This window comes from Streptomyces sp. TLI_55 (assembly GCF_900206255.1).
GTDB classification, from domain to species: Bacteria; Actinomycetota; Actinomycetes; order Streptomycetales; family Streptomycetaceae; genus Streptomyces; species Streptomyces aquilus.
This window is the reverse complement of sequence record NZ_OAOJ01000001.1, coordinates 8,931,136-8,949,030: the sequence shown is the minus strand read 5'-3', so window position 1 is coordinate 8,949,030 and position 17,895 is coordinate 8,931,136. Positions and strand designations below refer to the sequence as shown.

The 17,895-nt window shown below is 68.8% G+C and carries 17 protein-coding genes; 9 read left to right on the top strand and 8 right to left on the bottom strand.

Features of this window, described 5'->3' with window-relative positions; translation table 11 throughout:
- Positions 1-37 precede the first annotated feature (37 nt).
- Positions 38-1,627, bottom strand: a complete 1,590-nt coding sequence (locus tag CRP56_RS40865; RefSeq protein ID WP_257041663.1) for an arabinofuranosidase catalytic domain-containing protein — start codon at positions 1,625-1,627, stop codon at positions 38-40.
- Positions 1,628-2,570: 943 nt separating this feature from the next.
- On the opposite strand from CRP56_RS40865, the gene CRP56_RS40860 reads away from it, so the two are divergent.
- Both CRP56_RS40860 and CRP56_RS47285 read left to right on the top strand, forming a co-directional pair.
- Complete coding sequence (locus tag CRP56_RS40860) at positions 2,571-3,509, top strand: L,D-transpeptidase (protein WP_097274994.1); 939 nt, start codon at positions 2,571-2,573, stop codon at positions 3,507-3,509.
- A gap of 138 nt (positions 3,510-3,647) precedes the next feature.
- Complete coding sequence (locus CRP56_RS47285) at positions 3,648-4,538, top strand: hypothetical protein (protein ID WP_143664981.1); 891 nt, start codon at positions 3,648-3,650, stop codon at positions 4,536-4,538.
- A gap of 49 nt (positions 4,539-4,587) precedes the next feature.
- On the opposite strand, the gene CRP56_RS40850 is transcribed toward CRP56_RS47285, so the two are convergent.
- From CRP56_RS40850 to CRP56_RS40835, 4 genes are all read right to left on the bottom strand, one after another.
- Positions 4,588-5,223, bottom strand: coding sequence for a helix-turn-helix domain-containing protein (locus CRP56_RS40850; RefSeq protein WP_097274992.1), 636 nt, complete (start codon positions 5,221-5,223; stop codon positions 4,588-4,590).
- A 43-nt stretch (positions 5,224-5,266) separates the two neighbouring features.
- On the bottom strand, positions 5,267-5,632 hold the full coding sequence (locus tag CRP56_RS40845) for a hypothetical protein (protein ID WP_097272897.1): 366 nt from the start codon (positions 5,630-5,632) through the stop codon (positions 5,267-5,269).
- The gene (locus tag CRP56_RS40840) at positions 5,629-5,892 is read right to left on the bottom strand and encodes a hypothetical protein (protein ID WP_179851242.1); all 264 of its coding nucleotides are present in this window, start codon (positions 5,890-5,892) and stop codon (positions 5,629-5,631) included. The genes CRP56_RS40845 and CRP56_RS40840 overlap by 4 nt, the downstream gene beginning before the upstream one ends.
- A 76-nt stretch (positions 5,893-5,968) precedes the next feature.
- The gene (locus CRP56_RS40835) at positions 5,969-7,144 is read right to left on the bottom strand and encodes a PP2C family protein-serine/threonine phosphatase (protein ID WP_179851359.1); all 1,176 of its coding nucleotides are present in this window, start codon (positions 7,142-7,144) and stop codon (positions 5,969-5,971) included.
- 234 nt (positions 7,145-7,378) lie between these two features.
- On the opposite strand from CRP56_RS40835, the gene CRP56_RS40830 reads away from it, so the two are divergent.
- Positions 7,379-8,380, top strand: a complete 1,002-nt coding sequence (locus CRP56_RS40830) for an RNA polymerase subunit sigma-70 (protein WP_097272893.1) — start codon at positions 7,379-7,381, stop codon at positions 8,378-8,380.
- A gap of 46 nt (positions 8,381-8,426) precedes the next feature.
- Positions 8,427-8,837 carry an SgcJ/EcaC family oxidoreductase gene (locus CRP56_RS40825; RefSeq protein WP_097272891.1) on the top strand — a complete coding sequence of 137 codons (411 nt, stop codon included), beginning with the start codon at positions 8,427-8,429 and terminating at the stop codon, positions 8,835-8,837.
- Positions 8,838-8,910: 73 nt separating this feature from the next.
- On the opposite strand, the gene CRP56_RS40820 is transcribed toward CRP56_RS40825, so the two are convergent.
- Entirely contained in the window at positions 8,911-9,705 is a 795-nt protein-coding gene (locus CRP56_RS40820; protein WP_097272889.1) for a MerR family transcriptional regulator, read from the bottom strand.
- Positions 9,706-9,783: 78 nt separating this feature from the next.
- On the opposite strand from CRP56_RS40820, the gene CRP56_RS40815 reads away from it, so the two are divergent.
- Positions 9,784-10,146 (top strand): nuclear transport factor 2 family protein, encoded by a 363-nt coding sequence (locus tag CRP56_RS40815; RefSeq protein WP_097272887.1) that lies wholly within the window; start codon positions 9,784-9,786, stop codon positions 10,144-10,146.
- 97 nt (positions 10,147-10,243) lie between these two features.
- On the opposite strand, the gene CRP56_RS40810 is transcribed toward CRP56_RS40815, so the two are convergent.
- Positions 10,244-12,166 carry a Stk1 family PASTA domain-containing Ser/Thr kinase gene (locus tag CRP56_RS40810; protein ID WP_097272885.1) on the bottom strand — a complete coding sequence of 641 codons (1,923 nt, stop codon included), beginning with the start codon at positions 12,164-12,166 and terminating at the stop codon, positions 10,244-10,246.
- 325 nt (positions 12,167-12,491) lie between these two features.
- On the bottom strand, positions 12,492-12,947 hold the full coding sequence (locus CRP56_RS40805; protein WP_097272883.1) for a MarR family winged helix-turn-helix transcriptional regulator: 456 nt from the start codon (positions 12,945-12,947) through the stop codon (positions 12,492-12,494).
- Positions 12,948-13,057: 110 nt separating this feature from the next.
- On the opposite strand from CRP56_RS40805, the gene CRP56_RS40800 reads away from it, so the two are divergent.
- The 4 genes from CRP56_RS40800 to CRP56_RS40785 all read left to right on the top strand — a co-directional run bounded on the left by CRP56_RS40800 (position 13,058) and on the right by CRP56_RS40785 (position 17,845).
- Positions 13,058-14,374: an MFS transporter gene (locus tag CRP56_RS40800; RefSeq protein WP_097272880.1), complete on the top strand. Its 1,317-nt coding sequence runs from the start codon at positions 13,058-13,060 to the stop codon at positions 14,372-14,374.
- A complete protein-coding gene (locus CRP56_RS40795) occupies positions 14,371-15,204 on the top strand; it encodes an SDR family oxidoreductase (RefSeq protein ID WP_097272878.1) in 834 nt (277 codons plus the stop codon). The genes CRP56_RS40800 and CRP56_RS40795 overlap by 4 nt, the downstream gene beginning before the upstream one ends.
- A 246-nt stretch (positions 15,205-15,450) precedes the next feature.
- Complete coding sequence (locus tag CRP56_RS40790; RefSeq protein WP_257041659.1) at positions 15,451-16,779, top strand: hypothetical protein; 1,329 nt, start codon at positions 15,451-15,453, stop codon at positions 16,777-16,779.
- A gap of 268 nt (positions 16,780-17,047) precedes the next feature.
- Entirely contained in the window at positions 17,048-17,845 is a 798-nt protein-coding gene (locus tag CRP56_RS40785; protein ID WP_257041658.1) for a hypothetical protein, read from the top strand.
- Positions 17,846-17,895: the final 50 nt, after the last annotated feature.

Here is a 17,895-nt window from a genome sequence, read left to right as displayed (position 1 = left end):
GGGGGGACGGAGTGGCGGGCGGAAGATCCCGGTCCCCTCAGCTGAGATTCCATCGCTGGTTGGAGCCGCCGTTGCAGGTCCACAGTTCGGCCAGGGCGCCGTTGGCCGTGGAGGCGCCGGTGACGTCGAGGCAGAGTCCGGACTGGGTGCCGGTGATCGTGCCGTCGGAGTTCAGCCGCCACTGCTGGTTGGCGCCGCCGTTGCAGGGCCAGGTCACCACCTTGGTGCCCGCGGTGGTCTGGTTGTTGTACGCGTCCAGGCACAGCTGGCTGCTGCCGCTGTATACCGTCAACTGGTCGGAGGAGGTGCGGGTCCAGGTCTGATTGGCGCCGCCGTTGCAGTCCCAGATCTGCAGCTGCGTGCCGGCCGTGGTGGACGAGTTCGGCACGTCCAGGCACTTGCCCGCGCCCACCGCGTGCAGCGCGCCGGTGCCCGTCCCGCCGGTCGTGGTGGTGTACCCGGCCGCGGTGATGTTGGCCTGGACCGCGTTCTCGGTGGCGTCCGACGGGTAGCCGGAGGTCATCACGCCCTCGTAGAAGGTGCCTTGGGCGCCCTTGCTGTTGTCCCCGCCGATGCCCAGGATGATGGCGCCCTGCTTGCGCATCGGGTTGTAGCCCGCGACGTTGGGGCGCACGCCGTCGTAGAACGTGGACAGGCCGCCCGACTGCGCGTTGCCGCCACGGATCGCCCAGTGGTTCGGGCCGCCTTTGACGATGGCGGTCGTGTAGCGGTAGTTGATGGTCGGGTCGTTCGCGTTGTAGTGCTGGTTCACCCCGGAGAACAGGCCGTTCTCCAGATCGGCCATGATCCAGGGGCCGTTGCCCGCGCCGTAGCCCCAGACCTTGATGTTGCCGAAGTAGATGGCCTCCATGGTGCCGTTGCCGTCGTCGTTGCTGTCCGTCTCGGCATTGCCGTAGTCGAAGCAGCAGCCGCCGTTGTAGTGCGTGCCGTCGAAGATCGCGTACATGCCCTCGGGGTTGTCCCCGGTCGCGATGCCGTTGGTGTGGTTGTTGCGATATCCCGTCCCGGGTGCCACGAAGACGCCGTAGGCCTTGTGACCGCCCACCACGGTGGGCGCGGCCGTCGCGTTCGCGAGGTTGTCGGGACCACCCGCGGCACCGCCGCCGGGCGCCTGGGTGAGGTGGTTGGCGCGACCTGACTGGTCGTAGATGATCGAGATCAGACAGGTCGTCCCCGCACAGAACGAGTCCTGCGCGGCGGCGTCGGCGTAGCCGCCCGCGCTCAGGACGCCGACGTCGCGGGTGGCGTTGTCCGAGGCACGCCGGACCTGGTAGAGCGGCCCGTTGTACGAGGCGTACAGCGCCCGCGTCGTGCTGTGGGCCGCCACGCAGGGCGTGCCTCCTGCCGCGTACAGATCGCAGGGTCCGGACGTGGCGGCCCGGGCCGTCCCGGCGTTGGCGCCGGCCAGTGCGCCGACGGCGAGCACGGCCGCGGCCGCCGCCCGGGCGATCGTTTTCCGCAGAGAGCTGCGGGAGCGCTCCCACGATGGCACAGATGCCTGCCCCACCTCATTTCCCGGCCTTCCGCGGCGCCGTACCGCAGCGAGCAGCCCTTGGACGCCACCGCGCCCGAACGGCCCATGGCGTCTGGTACCTGTCGTTCCCATCCGATCTCCCCTACCGCGCGGGCGGAACCCAGTCGGGTTCTGTGCTGGTGGCGCTGACGAACGCGAAAGCGCTTGGAGGTGCCGATCTTTCAGTGGGATTGCAGAGAGGTTTCGGGGGGAGACGGTGCTCTCGATTCCGCAGTGCTGTCAAGGGTCCTGACTCCCTCGTCCGGCCTGATTAACGAATCGGTTCGATCGCCGATCTTCCCGGTGCCCCGTCGAACGGCCCGCTCGAGCAGATCGGGCGTGACGGTGGACGAGCGGCGCGGCAGGCCCTCACGCCGACGCTGCTCGGCTGGTCGCGCGGGTCTGACCGGCGGTGCGGATGCAATCGCCGAGCACCCCGTGCAGTGCCGCTGACCTGGGACGCGGACGCCGAACTGAAGTTGAGGAGGGGATCGTGCTCGTCGCACCGGCCGGCGAGACGGACCGTGATCCGTCCCTGGGCGGCCTCTTCGGCGTGCGGCACTTCATTGCCCCTGCCGGTCGCCGGTCGTACCATCTCGTCGAAGCGCTTGCGCGGAACCGATTCGATTCGCGCCGTCCCGCAACGTGAGACGCGGACGCGTGTCGGTTCCGGTAGTCCGATGGCGCTTGCGCGTACTCCTGGTGCTGCTCGGGTGTTCTGGTGCTGCGTCACTTCGGGTCGGCTGTGCGGCACTTCGGTGCGGGGACGTGAGGACGCGCGCGTCTGCGGCTTTGTCGGCATCCGGAGCGGATGGCGTGGGTCGAGTCGCCGAGCGCGGCGTGGAAGGCCACGCCGCCGTGCACGTCCCCACGGCCGGTGAGTCTTGGGACACGCTTTACGCGACACATGCAACTGCAGCCCGCGCCGTCTGTGTCTGACAGGAAGACGGGCCCGCCAGGGCCGAAGAGCGAGAAAACGGGGCGGTTCGTGGGACGGCGCAAGGGCAGCATATGGGTCGCATTCGTCACGGGCGTGATGCTGGTGGGCGCGAGCGCCTGCGGTGGGGGCGGCAGTGACAAGGCCAGCGGCGACGACGGAAAGGCGTCGGGAAAGCCGAGTGCGAGCGCCTCCCCGTCACCCACGAAGCCTGCGGGCCCGCCGATGCTGCTGGAGACCATCACCCCGCAGACGGGAACAACGGTCGGCGTGGCCATGCCCATCTCGGTGATCTTCACGGACCCTGTGGCCGCCAAGGCGCGAGCCACGGTGGAGAAGCACATGAAGGTCAGCGCCTCACAGCCGGTGGCCGGCGCCTGGCACTGGATGGGCGACAAGCGCGCCGACTGGCGCCCGAAGGACTACTGGCCCTCCGGTACGACGGTGAAGATCGACGCCGATATGACAGGCGTCAGCAACGGCAACGGACGCTACGGCGTCCACGGTTACACGCACACGTTCAAGATCGGTGACGACGTGCGCGCGGACGTCTCGGTCACCGGCCACACCATGAAAGTCACCCGCAACGGCGCTCCGGTGCGCACGCTGTCCATCAACGCGGGCAGCGCCGAGTACCCGACGTGGGACGGCACGATGGCCGTCATCGACAAGCAGGAAAAGGTCCACATGACCTCCTGCAGCGTCGGGATCAGCTGTGACAAGGGCAACCCGAACTACTACGACCTGACACTGCCCTGGGACATCCACCTCACCCAGTCCGGCACCTACGTCCACTACTCGACCGGCGACCCCAACCCGGGCAGCGGCAGCGCCCGCGGCTCGCACGGCTGCGTGCACCTGTCCCTGCCGGACGCCAAGTGGTTCTACGGTCAGGTCAAGCAGGGCGACCCCGTCACCATCACCGGCTCGCCCCGCGGCAAAGCACCGGCCGACAACGGCTACGCCGATTTCAACCTGGGATGGGACCAGTGGCTCGCCGGCAGCGCAAGCGGTGAGCAGACGACCGCCACCCTCTGAGCGGTCAACGCCCCCGGGGCGGCAAGCGGTGGAATGCGCGGGAAAGCACCACTCAGCGCATTCCGGATTGTCGCCCCGGATGCGGCGTACATGCCAAATACTGGCCTCCTCCCGTTGTCCGCACAGGAGGGGCACCGCGTGAAGAAACTACTGAGTTTCGCGTCCGTACTGGCGCTCTTGACCGGAATCACCATTGTCTCGACGACGTCCGCCTACGCCGCCACAGACAGGAGTGGGGCGGAACGGCTGAACATCCCCAACAGCAGTGCATGCAGGGCTGGACGCACCGTCATGCAAGGCATGGTCGCGGGGTCAGGCGGCCAGCTCTACATCGTTTTCACCAAGGCGGGCGGGGCCGAACCGGTCCTGTCCAGATGGCTGCGTGACGGCTCAACCTGGGACGGCGCCAGTTGGACCTGCGCCGGGGCGCCGACCTCCATACCCGCACTCGGTCACGGCAACGATCTCGCCTACCAGCCGGACTATCGGGGCCAGGGCCCTGCCGTGATTGGCACCCAAGGAAGTGAATCGGCTTACCCGAGCGCCGATGTGACGATCATTCACCTCAGCTCGTCAGGATCCATTGGCGCAAGCGAAGAAGTCCGTCTGCCCGTCGGCAATATCAGCGGCCTCTGCTACAGCGCGACGGCGGCCGACGGAGCCGGCAAATATGCCGCCCGCCGCTCGGGCAACCTGTGGACCCATCCCGGTGCCGGTTCGCTGACGAGCGGATGGACGCTGGTGAAGAGCAACCTGACGAGTCACGACAATCGTTCCGACCAGGGCACTGACTGCTCCGAGAACTACATCTGGAACACCAAGTCCATCAACAGTTCAACGCCGGAAACCGGGTGGAACTGGGTGTTCCAGTACAACTGGTCCGGAGGTGACGTGGAGAGCGATATCGGAATTCCGGGGAACAGCCTGACCGACGAGATCGAAGATGTCACCCACATCGGGAGCGACTTCTTCATCGGCGTCAACAGAAATGGCGGGAGCCCCGACTCCGTGAAGGTCTTCATCGAGTAAGTGCTCCTCCGCGAAGCTGAGAACGCGGGGCCGCGCGGGTGGGTGGCGTCTACCGCTCGGCGTGGTCGAAGGGATCGTCGAGTCCAGCGATCACTCTGACGTCCGCCTCGGACATGCCCAGAACCCTGGCGATCTCCTCGACAAGAAGCGGCTCCGGGTTATGCCTGCCGCTGCGCAGCATGAGGATCGTGGACATCGACCGTGCGGTCTCCCTGGCCATCGCCTTCACCGGAATCCCGCGCAGGTCCATCAACCCGGTGAGCACCGATGCGAACGGATGCGGCTCCAGGCGCCCCGCAGGGGCAACGGCCGGGCCGAGGACCACATCGCCGATCTCGGCCTGGAACCGGATCAGCTGGTCGCCCGCGAACCCGACCTTCGCGACGAAAGGCAGGCTCTCGCCCCCGCTGGAACCCACCGTTCCCGGCACGGACACCTCGGTGAACGGTGAAGACCCGCCCTGGTGATGGGTATCGATCTCCAGGGGAAGACCCGGCTCGACCTCGCGGACCTTCCAGTCTCGGTTCCACCAGGCAAGCTCCTGCAACACCCCGTTGAAGAAGGGCAGCAGAACCGTGAGGTCCACCGGATCCGGAGGGTTCTTCTGACCAATCCAGAGGACATCGGGCCAGTACCTCAGCGCCGCGATCACCTCTACCGTCAGCGTGCGATCCGCACTCACCATGGCCAACCCCCGCATAGACCCGTCGATTCCGCCGAGGTGCCGATCAGCCCGTCCACGCCTTGATCTGAGTGGCGACCTCACGGACCGGAAGCCCGTCCCGGGCGGCGCGGGCCAGCGGCACAACGCTGTCCAGGCCGGCGCTGACCGGCATGCCGCACGCCGACAGGTAGGCCGCGGTCACCGTGGCAGCGAACAGCAGGTTCCGCGCCTCCAGACTCGGGTTCCTAGCCAGCTCGCACAGCAGCGCCGCAGCCTTGTGGTGGGCCTCGGGATAGACCTCGTGGTCGAGGATCTCTGCCCGGTGACGCGCTTCCGCCGCCACAGGGATGCCGTAGTCGACGACCTGGGGATCCCCCGGAATCTGCTGCGCCACCGCCAGGATCCACGCCAGATCGACGCGGAGGTTCACGCGGCGTCCCTCGGCGCCGGCTGCGCCGGCCTGTCCGACAGGCCCGGGTACCGGTCCTCACCGACCTCCGCCTCGAACGCGTCCGCGTACGCCGCCAGGAACGAGGCAGCGCCCGCCATGAACGCGGCACGGGACTGATTCAGATCGGCCTCGATGAGGTCGGCCACATACCCCTGCAGGCTCAGACCGCGCCGCTTGGCACGGTCTTCCGCGGCCGCCTTCACCGCCTCGTCCAGACGGATGTTCACCTGCTTTCCCATACCAGCACTGTAGCTATCCATCGCTACCAGCACCTAGCAGTCAAGCAAGCGGCGACGGTCGCGTTCCGTGCGAGCCTCACTGCGGAGGCGGCTGCCACTCGAGCATCATGATGGTCGCGTCGTCACGGAGCCGGCTGGTCTCCACGTCCAGGATGGAGTGGATCAGGCGCCGCAGGCTCTCCGGGGCCAGCTCCCCCGCGGCGGTGGCGCGGATGACGTAGTCGGCGAACCGCTGGAGACCGAACAACTCCCCGTCATGGGTGCGGGCCTCTGTGACACCGTCGGTGTAGAGCAGGACCCGGTCGCCCGGGCGCAGGGTCACCTCATGGATCGTGCGGCCACTGTCGGTCAGCAGGTACGGCAGTCCCAGCGGAGGGTCGGCGTCCCTTTCCAGGGCATGGTCCATCAGCCGGTGGTCCCGGATGAGCAGGGGCGCGGGGTGTCCGCAGTTGCACCACCGCAGAACGCCCGAGGCCAGATCCAGCTGGGCGAGGATGCCGGTGCAGAACTGATCGGGCAGCCATTGGGCGAGGGCCTCGTCCACCGTCTGCGCCAGTTGCGGCAGTTCGGCTCCGATCCGGCGCGCGTTGGGGCAGGCCGCCAGTGCAAGGGCGCTGGTCAGGCCGGAGGCGAGGTCGTGTCCCATGGCGTCGAGGACGGTGGCGTGCAGGGCCGTCTCGGTCAGGGCGTGGTCGAAGGCGTCGCCACCGATCTCGTAGGCGGGTTCGAGGACGGCCGTGGAGACCACGCGCGCATTTCCGATCGTCCGGGGCGGCAGGAAAGCGCGCAGCATCTCGGAGGGCAGCTGCATGCGTTCGGTGCGGGTGCGCTGGACGTAGGAGTCCTTGAAGGTGCGCCGGGAGGTGACCATCATCGCCACGAGTGTGGCCAGGGCCTTGCCGCGGTTCAGGGAGGCGGCGGTGAGCAAGGGGCCGTAGACGGCGAGGACGCCCAGGCGTTCGGCGCCGTCCAGCAAGGGGAACCAGGCCGTCATCGCGCCGGACTCCGTGGGCTCGACCCGCAGGGACTGGGTGCGGTACGTCCAGCCGGCCAGGGAGTCGTCGATGGGCAGGGTCGCGGTCACGTCGGTGAGCGGGACCAGGTGACGCTGCTGGATGTCCGCGAGGTAGGCCACCGAGTGATGCAGGCCGAGGGCCTTGGTGCAACGGGCCAGGGCGGTGGTGAGGTCGACGGTCCGGTTGGTCGAGTCGGCCAGGAACTGGTGCAGCGGGTCGTCACCGGCATCGGGCATCGTCACCCCGTTTCGCCTCCCTGCGTCGCCTCCCCCAGGCCGCATGCGATCTGGGGCCCGTCGCTCAGCAGTCTCACACCGCAACCACACGAGCGCATTCGGACACCGTCCACCGGCTGAGGCGGGGCGCCCACACGCGGGCGTACGGCTCGGCCGTCTGAAGGAGATCGGCTCCTGATGGCGGGCGCTGGATAGAGTGACCGCGGGCACCTCAGCGAAGGGGCGGGGCGGGGAATGACCGAGCAGGTGGAGGATTTCGACCGCTTGGTCGAGCCGTTCCGGGCGGAGCTGTTGGCGTACTGCTACCGGATGCTCGGCTCGGCGCACGACGCCGAGGACTTGGTCCAGGACACGTTCCTGCGGGCCTGGCGGGCACGCGACCAGTACGACAGCACCCGCAGCTCACTGCGTACGTGGCTCTACCGCATCGCGACGAACGTCTGCCTGACCGCCCTGGAGGCGCGTGGCCGCCGGCCGCTGCCGTCGGGGCTGGTGGCCGCGTCGGACCCGCTCGGCCCGCTCGTCCGCGGGGAGAACGTCTGGCTCCAGCCGCTGCCGGACTCGATGCTCGAAGCAGACGATCCGGCGGCCGCCGTGGTCAACCGCAGCAGCCTGCGGCTGGCGTTCGCCGCCGCCTTGCAACTCCTGTCGGCGCGTCAGCGCGGCGCGCTGATCCTCCGTGACGTGCTCGGTTTCTCCGCCGCCGAGGCGGCGGAGATCCTCGGCACCACGGTCGCGTCGGTGAACAGCTCCCTGCACCGGGCGCGTGCCGGCGTGCAGGGGGTTCACACCGAGTCGGAGCCGACGGCGGCCGAACAGCGCGCCTGGGTCGACCGTTACATGAAGGCGTTCCTGCAGGCCGACGTCGAGGGCCTCAAACGGCTGCTCACCGAGGACGTCATCATGGAGATGCCGCCCATGATCAACTGGTTCGCCGGCCCGGGCAATTACGGCCTGTTCATGGAGTGGGTCTTCCGGGCGGCCGGAACGGACTGGCGTCTCACGGCAGTTGCGGCCAACGGCCAGCACGGGTTCGCCGCGTACCGACGCGTCGGCGACGCGTACGAACTGCACACACTCCAGCTCTTCACCGTCACCGCCGCCGGCATCAGCCGGACCTCGGTGTTCCAGGACTCCGAGGTCTTCACCTCCTTCGGCCTGGCCCCCCGGCTGGAACCCGATGAACTTCCTTCCGCGGACGCGAACAGTTCCGGCCCTGCCGCCGGTATGTACTGACGAGTTCCCCGGAGCCCCGGGCGGACCTCTCACAAGGGAGACCCCGATGTCAGACAACCGCGCAGCCGACGCAGCAGCCATCCAGGCCGTCTTGGCCAAGTCCTACGCGGCCTGGGAAGCCGGCGACGCCGACGGCATGGTCGCCGACTACACCCCGGACGCGACTGCCATCATGACCGGCTCCCTCCGCGGCAGCCGCGAGAACATCCGCGCCGCCATGGCACTCGCCTTCGACGGCCCCCTCAAGGGCAGCTGGACCAGCAACAAGCAGCTCAGCATGCGCTTCGTCGGCGCGGACGCCGCGATCGTCATCAGCGAATCCGGCATCCTGTTCCCCGGCCAGACCGAGCTCCCGGACACGGCCAAAGTGAACGCGACCTGGGTGCTCGAGCGGCGCGACGGCCAGTGGCTGATCGCCGCGTACCACAACAGCCCGGTCCTCGCGCCGGGGCAGTAAGCCAGCATGCGGGGCGCTCCTGCGCCAGTAGGGGCGCCCCGTCGTTCCAAGACTCCGCACCGCACTGACCGCCTCAGGTGACACGAAAGACCGGCCAGCCGATCTCGGTGCGCCAGGCAGTGGGATCGCTTGTGTCACGGGGGCCGACGACGTAGACCTCTCGCACCGGCCCGGCCACCGACATCGCGTTCTCCACCACCCAGGTCCCGAGTTGGCCGTACGTGACCTCGATGCCGTCGTGCTCGCCGATGTGGGTGGTGACGGCCAGTTCCGCGGCCGGCAGCGTCATGGGGTGCACACGTCCGGTGCGAGGTGGCGCAGCGGTCGGCAGGTAGACGACCGCGTGACCGCGCTCCTGCTCGAAAAGGGCGTTGTCGTAGCTGCCGCCCGGCGGTCCGGTCACGGCGGCGCCGACGGCCGCCTCCAATTCGGCCATCGCGCCTGCGTACCAGGTCTCGATGTCGCCGTGCCCGACTACGGCCTCCACCGCCGCGACCTTCTGGGCGGGTTCCGCGCGCAGCTCGACGTCGATCGGCGCGGGGTCGGGCCGGAGCAGGCGGCGCAGCGACACGACCGCGGCCCGGGTGCGGTCGAGGGAGTCCTCGAGGCGTTGCAGGTGGTCCGCGACCAGGGCCGCCCGGACACGGGGGTCGGGGGTCCGCAGGATCTGCTGCACATCGCTCAGGGGGACGTCGAGCTCGCGGAGCCGGTGGATGACCTGGGCGGTGGGGATCTGGTCGACGCCGTAGTAGCGGTAACCGGTGGTCTCGTCCACCACGGCGGGTTCCAGCAAGGCGGCCTCGTGGTACCGGCGCAGGGTCCGGACGCTCAAGTGGGTCAGCCGCGAGAACTCGCCGATGGTCAGCATCCCGTCATTCTCAACGCTCTCCCTGGGGGAGAGTCCACGGCTTGACCCTCCCGCGCCGTGAGGTCACACGCTGGGCTCATGACACAGCACACCGATCTCCCGCCCGATCTGCTCCCGACCACCGTGCGCGAGTTCTTCGCCGCCCACGTCGCCCGCGACGCCGACACCGCGTCGTCGTTCCTCATCGAGGATGCGGTGATCGTCGACCAGGACGAGACCTTCCGCGGCCGAGAGGAGACCTACGCGTTCCTGCGGGACTCCGGGTCCGAGTTCGAGTACACGACCGAGCAGATCGGCGCTCGCCGCGTCGATGACGCCCACTGGGTGGTGACCGTGCGGCTGGAGGGCACCTTCCCGGGGGGCGTCGCCGAGCTCGACTACCGGTTCGCGCTGCGGGACGACCTCATCGCCGAAATCGTCATCGCCAACCACCCGGCCTGACCGAACCCGCACCACCTCGATCTTCAGTGGAGAGAACGCGTGCTGGGAAGCGGACATGCTCGGTGCTCTCCTTCAGCGGGGGGGGCGGTGAGTCCGGTCAGGTGAGTGAAGGGGGCGAGATCGGCGGCAACGGAGGTGTCGGAGTCTCCGTCGGCCGGCCCGCTCCGGCGTCCTGGGTCACGACGACCACGGTGCTTCCCGCCTCCACCTCGCTGCCCGCCTCGGGGGTGCTGGACGTCACCACCGCATCGGAGGCCTGGGAGTAGCCCGTAGCAACACTGACCTGAAGGCCGAGCGCCCTCAGTTCGTCCTGGGCCTCGGCAAGGGTCTTGCCGACGATGTCCGCGGGGATCCGCACGGTCTGTACGGCCTTGGCGACCTTGACGTCGATCGTCGTACCCGGCGTGACCTCCTTGCCGGAGGCGGTGCTCTGTTCGACCACGGTGCCGGACTCGGCGTTGCTCTCGACCTCGGTCGTGCTCCCCAGCTTCAAGCTCTGCGCGGCCAGCAGCTCCCGGGCCTCGCTCACCGTGCTGCCGGTGAGGTCGGGGACGGTGGCCTTCTCCGCCTCCTTGGCCACCGTGAGGGTGACCTCGGTACCCTTCTCCGCCTTCTCCCCGCCGTCCGGGTCCTGCTTGAGGACGGTGCCGGCGTCGTCCCCGGACTCGACGTGCCGCAGCTTCACCTTGAAGCCCTTGTCCCGCAGGATCCGGGACGCGTCGTCCTCGTCCTTGTCCGTCACGTCCGGCACCTCGACCTTGGGCGCACCGGTGGAGACGGTGACCGAGACCGCCGCACCCTTGGCGATCCTCCCCGCCATCGGGCTCTGTTGGCAGACGTGGCCCTTCGGCTGGTCGGCGCAAGGCTCCCGCTGGGAGACGGTGACGGTGAGATCGACGTTGTCCGCCGCGCTCCGAGCCTCCTCCAGGGTCTGGCCCACAAGGTCGGGTACATCGACCTTGCCGTCATCGGCCGTACCACGCCCGAACATGAACCAGCCCAGCGCCACCGCCAGGACGACGACCGCCACGCCCGCCGTGATCAGCGCAGCGCCTCCTCGGCGACGGCCGCTCTCCTCCTGCTCGGCGTCGTCGTACGGGAAGTCCCGCTCTCCCGACGGAGGTTCGGTGCCCGAGACCAGGAGCCCCGTGCTCAGGTACGCCTCGATGTCGGCGAGCATGTGCTCCGCGGAGTCGTAGCGGTACGCGGGGTCCTTCTCCAAGGCACGCAGGACGATCGCGTCCACCTGCGGGGTGACCTCGGGGTTGTAGAGGCTCGGTGGGCGCGGGGTCTCCTCGATGTGCTGGTACATCACCGCCATCGGCGTCTCACCGGTGAACGGCGTGCGGAAGGTCAGCAGTTCGTACAACAGGCAGCCGGTGGAGTACAGGTCGGCACGGGCGTCGATCTCCCGCCCCATCGCCTGTTCCGGCGAGAGGTACTGGGCGGTCCCGATCACGACGGACGTCTGCGTCATACCGACGTCGCGCGTGTCCCTGGCGATCCCGAAGTCCATGACCTTGACCTCTCCGACCCAGGTCAGCATGACGTTGGCCGGCTTGATGTCCCGGTGCACGATGCCGTGCTCGTGGGAGTGGACGAGGGCGCGCAGGACGCCGGCCGTCACTTCCAGGGCACGCTCGACGGTCAGCGGTGTCCCGGAGTGCAGGGAGTCCCGCAGCGTCAAACCGTCGACGTACTCCATGACGAGGTACGGGAGTCGGGATCCGTTCGTCGTGTCCTCGCCCGTGTCGTACACCGCCGCGATGGCGGGGTGGTTGAGCGACGCGGTGGACTGCGCCTCCCGCCGGAACCGTTGCTGAAGCTCCGGTTCGTGCGCGAGGTCGCCGCGCAGGGTCTTCACGGCCACGCTGCGGTCGAGCCGGAGGTCGTGCGCGAGGTGCACCTCGGCCATGCCGCCCGCGCCGAGGAGGCGGCGCAGCTCGTACCGGCGGTCGAGGAGGGCCGCCGGATGCCCCTGGTGGGCGAGGGTCAGGTCATCTGGTCCACCGAGGTTCACTGCGCTTCTCCACAGAGGATCGGAAGTCGAGGCTGGAGGCATGGCGCCGCGGCGCGCTGCCCATGGAGCCAGGAGCACAGCAAAGATACTTGCACATCAACGGGTAAATATGTTGCGCGGCAGGGACTGCGGACATGAGAGGCTCGTCACGGCCCACGCAGCGACCGAGGCCGCGAGGATCGCCGGTGCGGCACGACGGCAGCACAACTCGCCCTGGCGCGGACCGCGCCGGGGGCCGTCCGTGCCGATGAGCACGCCCGGCACCCCGCCCCGGAGAAGCTGGTAACGGGTACACATTCCGCACACCCCAGCCCCCGAGAGTGCGTCACCCAGAAGAGCGCTGCCCCCTCTGGTGACCGAGGATCTTCTGCAGCGCGGCGATGAGGCCTGCCTGCTCGTCCGGGGCGAGCGGGTCGACGAGTTCCTGCTGAGTGGCGGTCAGCTCGCCATGGATCTGGTCGAGTCGCTCGCGCCCCGTCGCGGTGATCCGGACGAGGTTGCGCCGGGGATCGGCCGGATCGGGTCGACGCCCTAGGCAGCGTTGGTCCTCGAGCTCGATGACGCGCTGGGCGACGTCCTTGCGGTCCATGTTCAGCCGACGGCCGATCTCGGCCTGACTGCACGGGCCGAACTCCTCGACGGCGCAGAGGATCGCGTAGTGGTAGCGCCCGGCTCCGACCGAGTCGAACACTTCGCGGGTGCGTCGGCCGGCAGTCGTCGCGATCTGAGTGAGCAGCCAGCTGGGTGTTTCCAGAAGCCGCTGGGGTGGGCGCGTGTCCACAACTCCTCCTTGCGTTGGCGGCACCAACACTCTACTGTGCGTTGGTGTCACCAACCCTAGGAGGATCTGTGACGCGCACACCAAGACCGTGGTTCGTTCTCGGAGCCGTGGTGACGGCTCAGCTGATGGTCAGCGTCGACGCGACCATCCTCGCGCTGGCGATACCCGGGATGACCGCCGATCTGCAGCTGTCGACAGAGGCGGTGGCGTGGGTCATGGCCGGTTACGTCCTCGCCGCGGGAGCGCTGATGATCGCCGGAGGGCGTGTCGCGCAGGCAACCGGTTACGCCCGCATGATGACCCTGGGGCTGGTGACCTTCGGTCTCGCGTCGGCCGCAGGCGGCGCGGCCGATGCCGGTTGGATTCTGATCGGCGCCCGCGTCGCCCAGGGCATCGGGGCAGCGGCGATGACGCCCGCCGCGATGGCACGACTCTCGGCAGCGTTTCCCGATGACGGCCGCGCCAAGGCGTACGGCATCTTCGGGATGGTCATGGGCAGCGGAACCGCCATCGGCTTGCTCCTGGGCGGCGTGCTGACCGAGGTCTCAGGGTGGCGGGCCTGCATGTACGTCAACCTCGTGTTCGTCGCGGTCTCGCTGGTCCTCTCCGCATGTGCCAAGGACCGCGTCGATCCCTCACCCGGGCATGGGCGTGGCTGGTGGCGCGGGATCGTGCTGGGTGTCGGCGTCGCCCTGATCGTTCAAGCCCTCACCGATCTGGACACCCCCGGGCGAGCCGCCGCCTTCGCCATCGCAGGTCTCGTGGTGGTCGGACTGTTCGCCGCGACCGACCGGCGTGCGGCCGCACCGATGATCCCGGTGGTCCTGTTCCACAACGCGAGGCGACGGGTCGCCTATTACGGGCTCTTCCTCTGGGGCATAGCGACGATCGCGACCTTCGTGACAGCCAGCGGTTCACTCCAGGACGAGCACCACCTCGCACCGCTAGTCGTGGGGGCGCTGTTCCTGGTCTACCCGGCCGCCATCCAGGTCGGGCTGGCGATCACCCGCCGACTCCGCGGCGCCTTGCCCCCGGCCCGGGCCATCGGTGTCGGCCTCGCCTTGATCGGCATCGGTCAAGGCGTCCTCGCGCTGTCGCCGGACGGCGTCACTGCCATCCTCGCGGCCCTGGGGCTGATGGGGCTGGGCACCTCACAGGTCATGCCCAGCGCGAACAGCGCCATGAACCAGGACGCCGGACCGCATGCAGGAGTCGCCGGAGCCGTCGGCACCACCCTGCAACAACTCGGCGGCAGCCTCGGGCTGGCCATACCGGTCGCCTTGGCCGCCTGGACCACACACGCGACCAGCGTCGCCGCCGTCATCACTGCCCTGCTCCTGCTCAGCGCGTCACTCTTCGCCCTGCGCCAACCACAGATCACGACCACACCCACCGCATCGACGGAACCGAAGGAAGTGTCAGCATGAAGATCCTGACCACCGGAGCGACCGGACGCGTCGGCAGCCACCTGGTGAGACAGCTCGCCGAGCACCACCACGTCGCCGCCACCGGGCGCACCGTCCATCCGCGCACGCAAGGCCTCATCACCTGGCATCGAGCCGACCTCGCCGACCCGCAACCGTGGACAGCCCTCCTCGGCGACGTCGATGCAGCGTTCCTCTTCCCGGCTTTCGGCCACACCCAGCACTTCATCGACGCCGCCACCGAGGTGGGCCTGCAGAAACTCGTTCTCCTGTCGTCCGGCGCGGTCAACGACACCCACAACAGCTTGATCAAGACCGTGCACGCCGAGATCGAGGCCCAAGCCGAGGCCAGCGGCATACCCACAGTGCGGGTGCGACCCACCGTCTTCATGGCCAACGACCTCGCCTGGCTTCCAGCCGTCAGGAGTGGGACCCCCGTGCCGCTGGCCTACCCGGACGCATCGATGCCGGCCGTCGCCGAACAGGACATCGCCGCCGTCGCAGCCACCTGCCTCACCCAAGATGTCGACCGCGACACCTACGAACTCACCGGGCCACGAAGCCTGACCCAGCTCGAACGACTGCGCGTCCTGGCGAAACACACGACAGGCGCACGCGCTTCCTGGACCGACATCACCGACATCGCCGAACGGGAGGGGTTGCCGGACATGCCGGGCCCACCCGGCGAGTACCTCCTCAAAAACCTCGCTCGCTCGTCACTCGCGCCCGTCCCGCCGTCCGAGGACGTTCATGAAGTCCTCGGGCGAGCTGCCATCGATTACAGCGTCTGGGCCACGGGGGCAGCGGCACAACCGCTCGACGACGCACGGTGAACCGCATCGCGCCGCCCACCCGGACTCTCCTCGCGGACGGAAGCGATCGCAACTGCGGCGTCGCGTAACGGCCTTGGGGCGAGGGTGGCGGGTTCTCGGACGGTGAGGCCGATGACTGAGAGGTTGTGAGGCAGGTCACGAGCGCAAGATCCCGGCGAGAGTTACTTGCTCATTGACGGGCATGTAATGCTCATCCTCGCGTGCTTACACGAAGCACATCCCCCACACCTGCCTCTGAGGTCACCCTTGCGAAACTCGTCCAGGTACTCGGCTGCCGCGGCCCTGATCGCCTCCGCCACCCTGCTCGCCACCGGCTGCTCAGCGGCCGACGAAACCTCCACCGAGAACACCGCCCCGACCGTCGCGGACGCGTCTCCCACGACCACCACCTCGACCACCACCGGTACGGCCGGATCGGCCCGGAGCGGCAAGGGCGCCGCCGCGGACGAGCACCACGGGAAGACTCAGGCCGTCGTGGCCGCGGACACCAAGGGCGCGAGCCGGGGCGCGGCCAAGTCCACACTGAAGGTGGTCTCCTACGACCGCTCCAGTGGCCGTGCCGTCGTCGCCGGCAAGTCCAAGAGCGCCGCCGCCGTGAGCACCGGCGACGTCATCGCCAGCCCGCCGACGGCCGACGCCCCGCATGGCCTGCTCGTCAAGGTCACCAAGGTGCTGGACAGCACGTCCGGGGGTACCGAGGTGCAGACCGTCCCGGCCACGCTCCGCGAGGCGCTGGGCACCCAGAAGGTCCAGCGCACGGTGACCGTCGCCCCCTCGGACATCCAGGTCAAGCCCCTCGGCGGCGACGTCCAGGTCTCCGATTCGAAGACCCTGGACAGCCTTCGCGTCGACGTGAGCCGCTCGGTGAGCGGCGGCGACGACCCCGTGACGGCGTCCGCCACGATCTCGGGCTATGTCGAACTGACCCCCACCGTCGAGTTCTCGTACGACGGCAGCTCCTCCGGAACGGACTCCGCCTCGCTCGCCCTGTCCGGCGAGTGGTCCTCGCAGTTGAAGCTGGAGGGCCAGGTCGCCGCCTCCGCGGGCACCCAGGTGCCGTTCGCGCAACTGACCACCGATGAGACGTTCTATGTCGGCGACGTCCCGGTCGTGGTGAACCTCAGCTATGTCCTGTACTACGAGGTGGAGGCCGACGGCAAGGTCACAGTCGCCATCGGACAGAGCACGTCCGGCGACTTCAAGACCGGCGGCACCTATACGAAGGACGACGGCTGGACTCCGGTCAGCGAGGCCGACATGAAGGTCTCCGCCGTCGACACGTCGGTCACCGCCGCCGGCCACGCGAAGGCCACGCTCGGCGCGAAGGCGTCCGTCGGCCTCTACGGGGCCGTCGGCGTCAACGCCGAACTCGCCCCGTACGTGCGGGCCGCGGCCGAGAGCGACCTCGTCGGCAAGACGTACTCCTGGGCGACGTACGGCGGTTACGACCTCAACGGCACGCTGGAGGTCGATCTGAGCGAGTTCGGGGTGCCGATCGACGAGAGCGTCCCGTTGGTCTCCGTGCACGAGGAGCGGGAGCTCGCGCCGGGGAGCGGGTCACTCACCTCCCGGTGAGCACCGGCCGCGCTGAACAGGCGCGCACGCCCGGGTCCGGAGCGGGGGCCGGGCGTCCCGGCGGGGCAGCCCCTACGTACATGGAATACGTACTCCTACCGACGTCTTCCCGGCATCCATGCCATTTCCTTGTGTTCATGACGACACCGGGTGTGAGAGCGCAGACCCCCCAGAGGCTCGCCGTGAGCCTGGCGGCGGGCGGGTTCGCCCGGTGAGGCGCACGGCGGGGACGAAACGTTCCGCTCTGCCTGCCGTCGCGGCGCTCACCGTGGTTGTTCTGTTCAGCGCGGGCTGCTCGGGCGGCGACGACACCTCCGCCTACGGAGATGCGACTCCAAGCGCGACAACAGAGGTCACCGAGTCGCCGACACCGTCCCCGACTCCCCCGTATCCGACCGATGCCTCAGGCTGCCACGACAACAAGGGGTGGACGACGGCGGAGTCCGTCGACTGGGTGCGGCTCGACGTCGACACTCCCCAGCAGAACTCGGGATCCGACGGACTGGAGTTCTCCAGCATCCCGGGATACCTCGGACCGCTCTGCCACAAGATCACCGTGCAGGTCGAGTTCTGGAAGCTGCTGTACGGCGTCGCGGACGGCGACCGCGGCGGGAAGCTCTCGGACGGGACACGGCCCGACTACTACTTCGACATCCGCCGCGTGAAGCGCGTCGAGGTGCGTGCGGACGCCGACGGCGAGCGGACGATCGCCCTGCCCAAGTCCCTCTACGCGAAGGACCGCAGCCCCTGCGTGGGCGCCCTCCTCACGGTCACCGTGGGCAAGCCGCTCAAGAGCAAGGAACTGCCCAAGGAGGTCGACGTCGGCGGCACCCAGGACATCTGGGACCGCAAGGAGGTCAAGTTCCGTTCGGAGCGGGTCGCCGACTACGAGCTCTCCGAGCCCTCGGCACCACAGGTGTGCAGCCCGGACGGCAGGCCCACCGCGGACCCGGCCGACGTGCCCCCGCCGAGCGCCGAGCCGACGGACCTGTTCCCGACGGACCTCTACCCGTCGCCCAGCTACAGCTGGGACCTCAGCGACATCCTCCGCTCCCCCACCCCCTGACCTGCCGTCGCGGGCTACTGAACGTACGCAGGCCTCGTCACGTACATCAG

Coding starts and splice junctions, on each gene's coding strand:
- CRP56_RS40795 (WP_097272878.1), top strand. CDS start 14,371: ATGAAGATCCTGACCACCGGAGCGACCGGACGCGTCGGCAGCCACCTG.
- CRP56_RS40835 (WP_179851359.1), bottom strand. CDS start 7,144: ATGCCCGATGCCGGTGACGACCCGCTGCACCAGTTCCTGGCCGACTCG.
- CRP56_RS40815 (WP_097272887.1), top strand. CDS start 9,784: ATGACACAGCACACCGATCTCCCGCCCGATCTGCTCCCGACCACCGTG.
- CRP56_RS40825 (WP_097272891.1), top strand. CDS start 8,427: ATGTCAGACAACCGCGCAGCCGACGCAGCAGCCATCCAGGCCGTCTTG.
- CRP56_RS40830 (WP_097272893.1), top strand. CDS start 7,379: ATGACCGAGCAGGTGGAGGATTTCGACCGCTTGGTCGAGCCGTTCCGG.
- CRP56_RS40865 (WP_257041663.1), bottom strand. CDS start 1,627: ATGGGAACGACAGGTACCAGACGCCATGGGCCGTTCGGGCGCGGTGGC.
- CRP56_RS40820 (WP_097272889.1), bottom strand. CDS start 9,705: ATGCTGACCATCGGCGAGTTCTCGCGGCTGACCCACTTGAGCGTCCGG.
- CRP56_RS40850 (WP_097274992.1), bottom strand. CDS start 5,223: ATGGTGAGTGCGGATCGCACGCTGACGGTAGAGGTGATCGCGGCGCTG.
- CRP56_RS40860 (WP_097274994.1), top strand. CDS start 2,571: ATGCTGGTGGGCGCGAGCGCCTGCGGTGGGGGCGGCAGTGACAAGGCC.
- CRP56_RS40840 (WP_179851242.1), bottom strand. CDS start 5,892: ATGGGAAAGCAGGTGAACATCCGTCTGGACGAGGCGGTGAAGGCGGCC.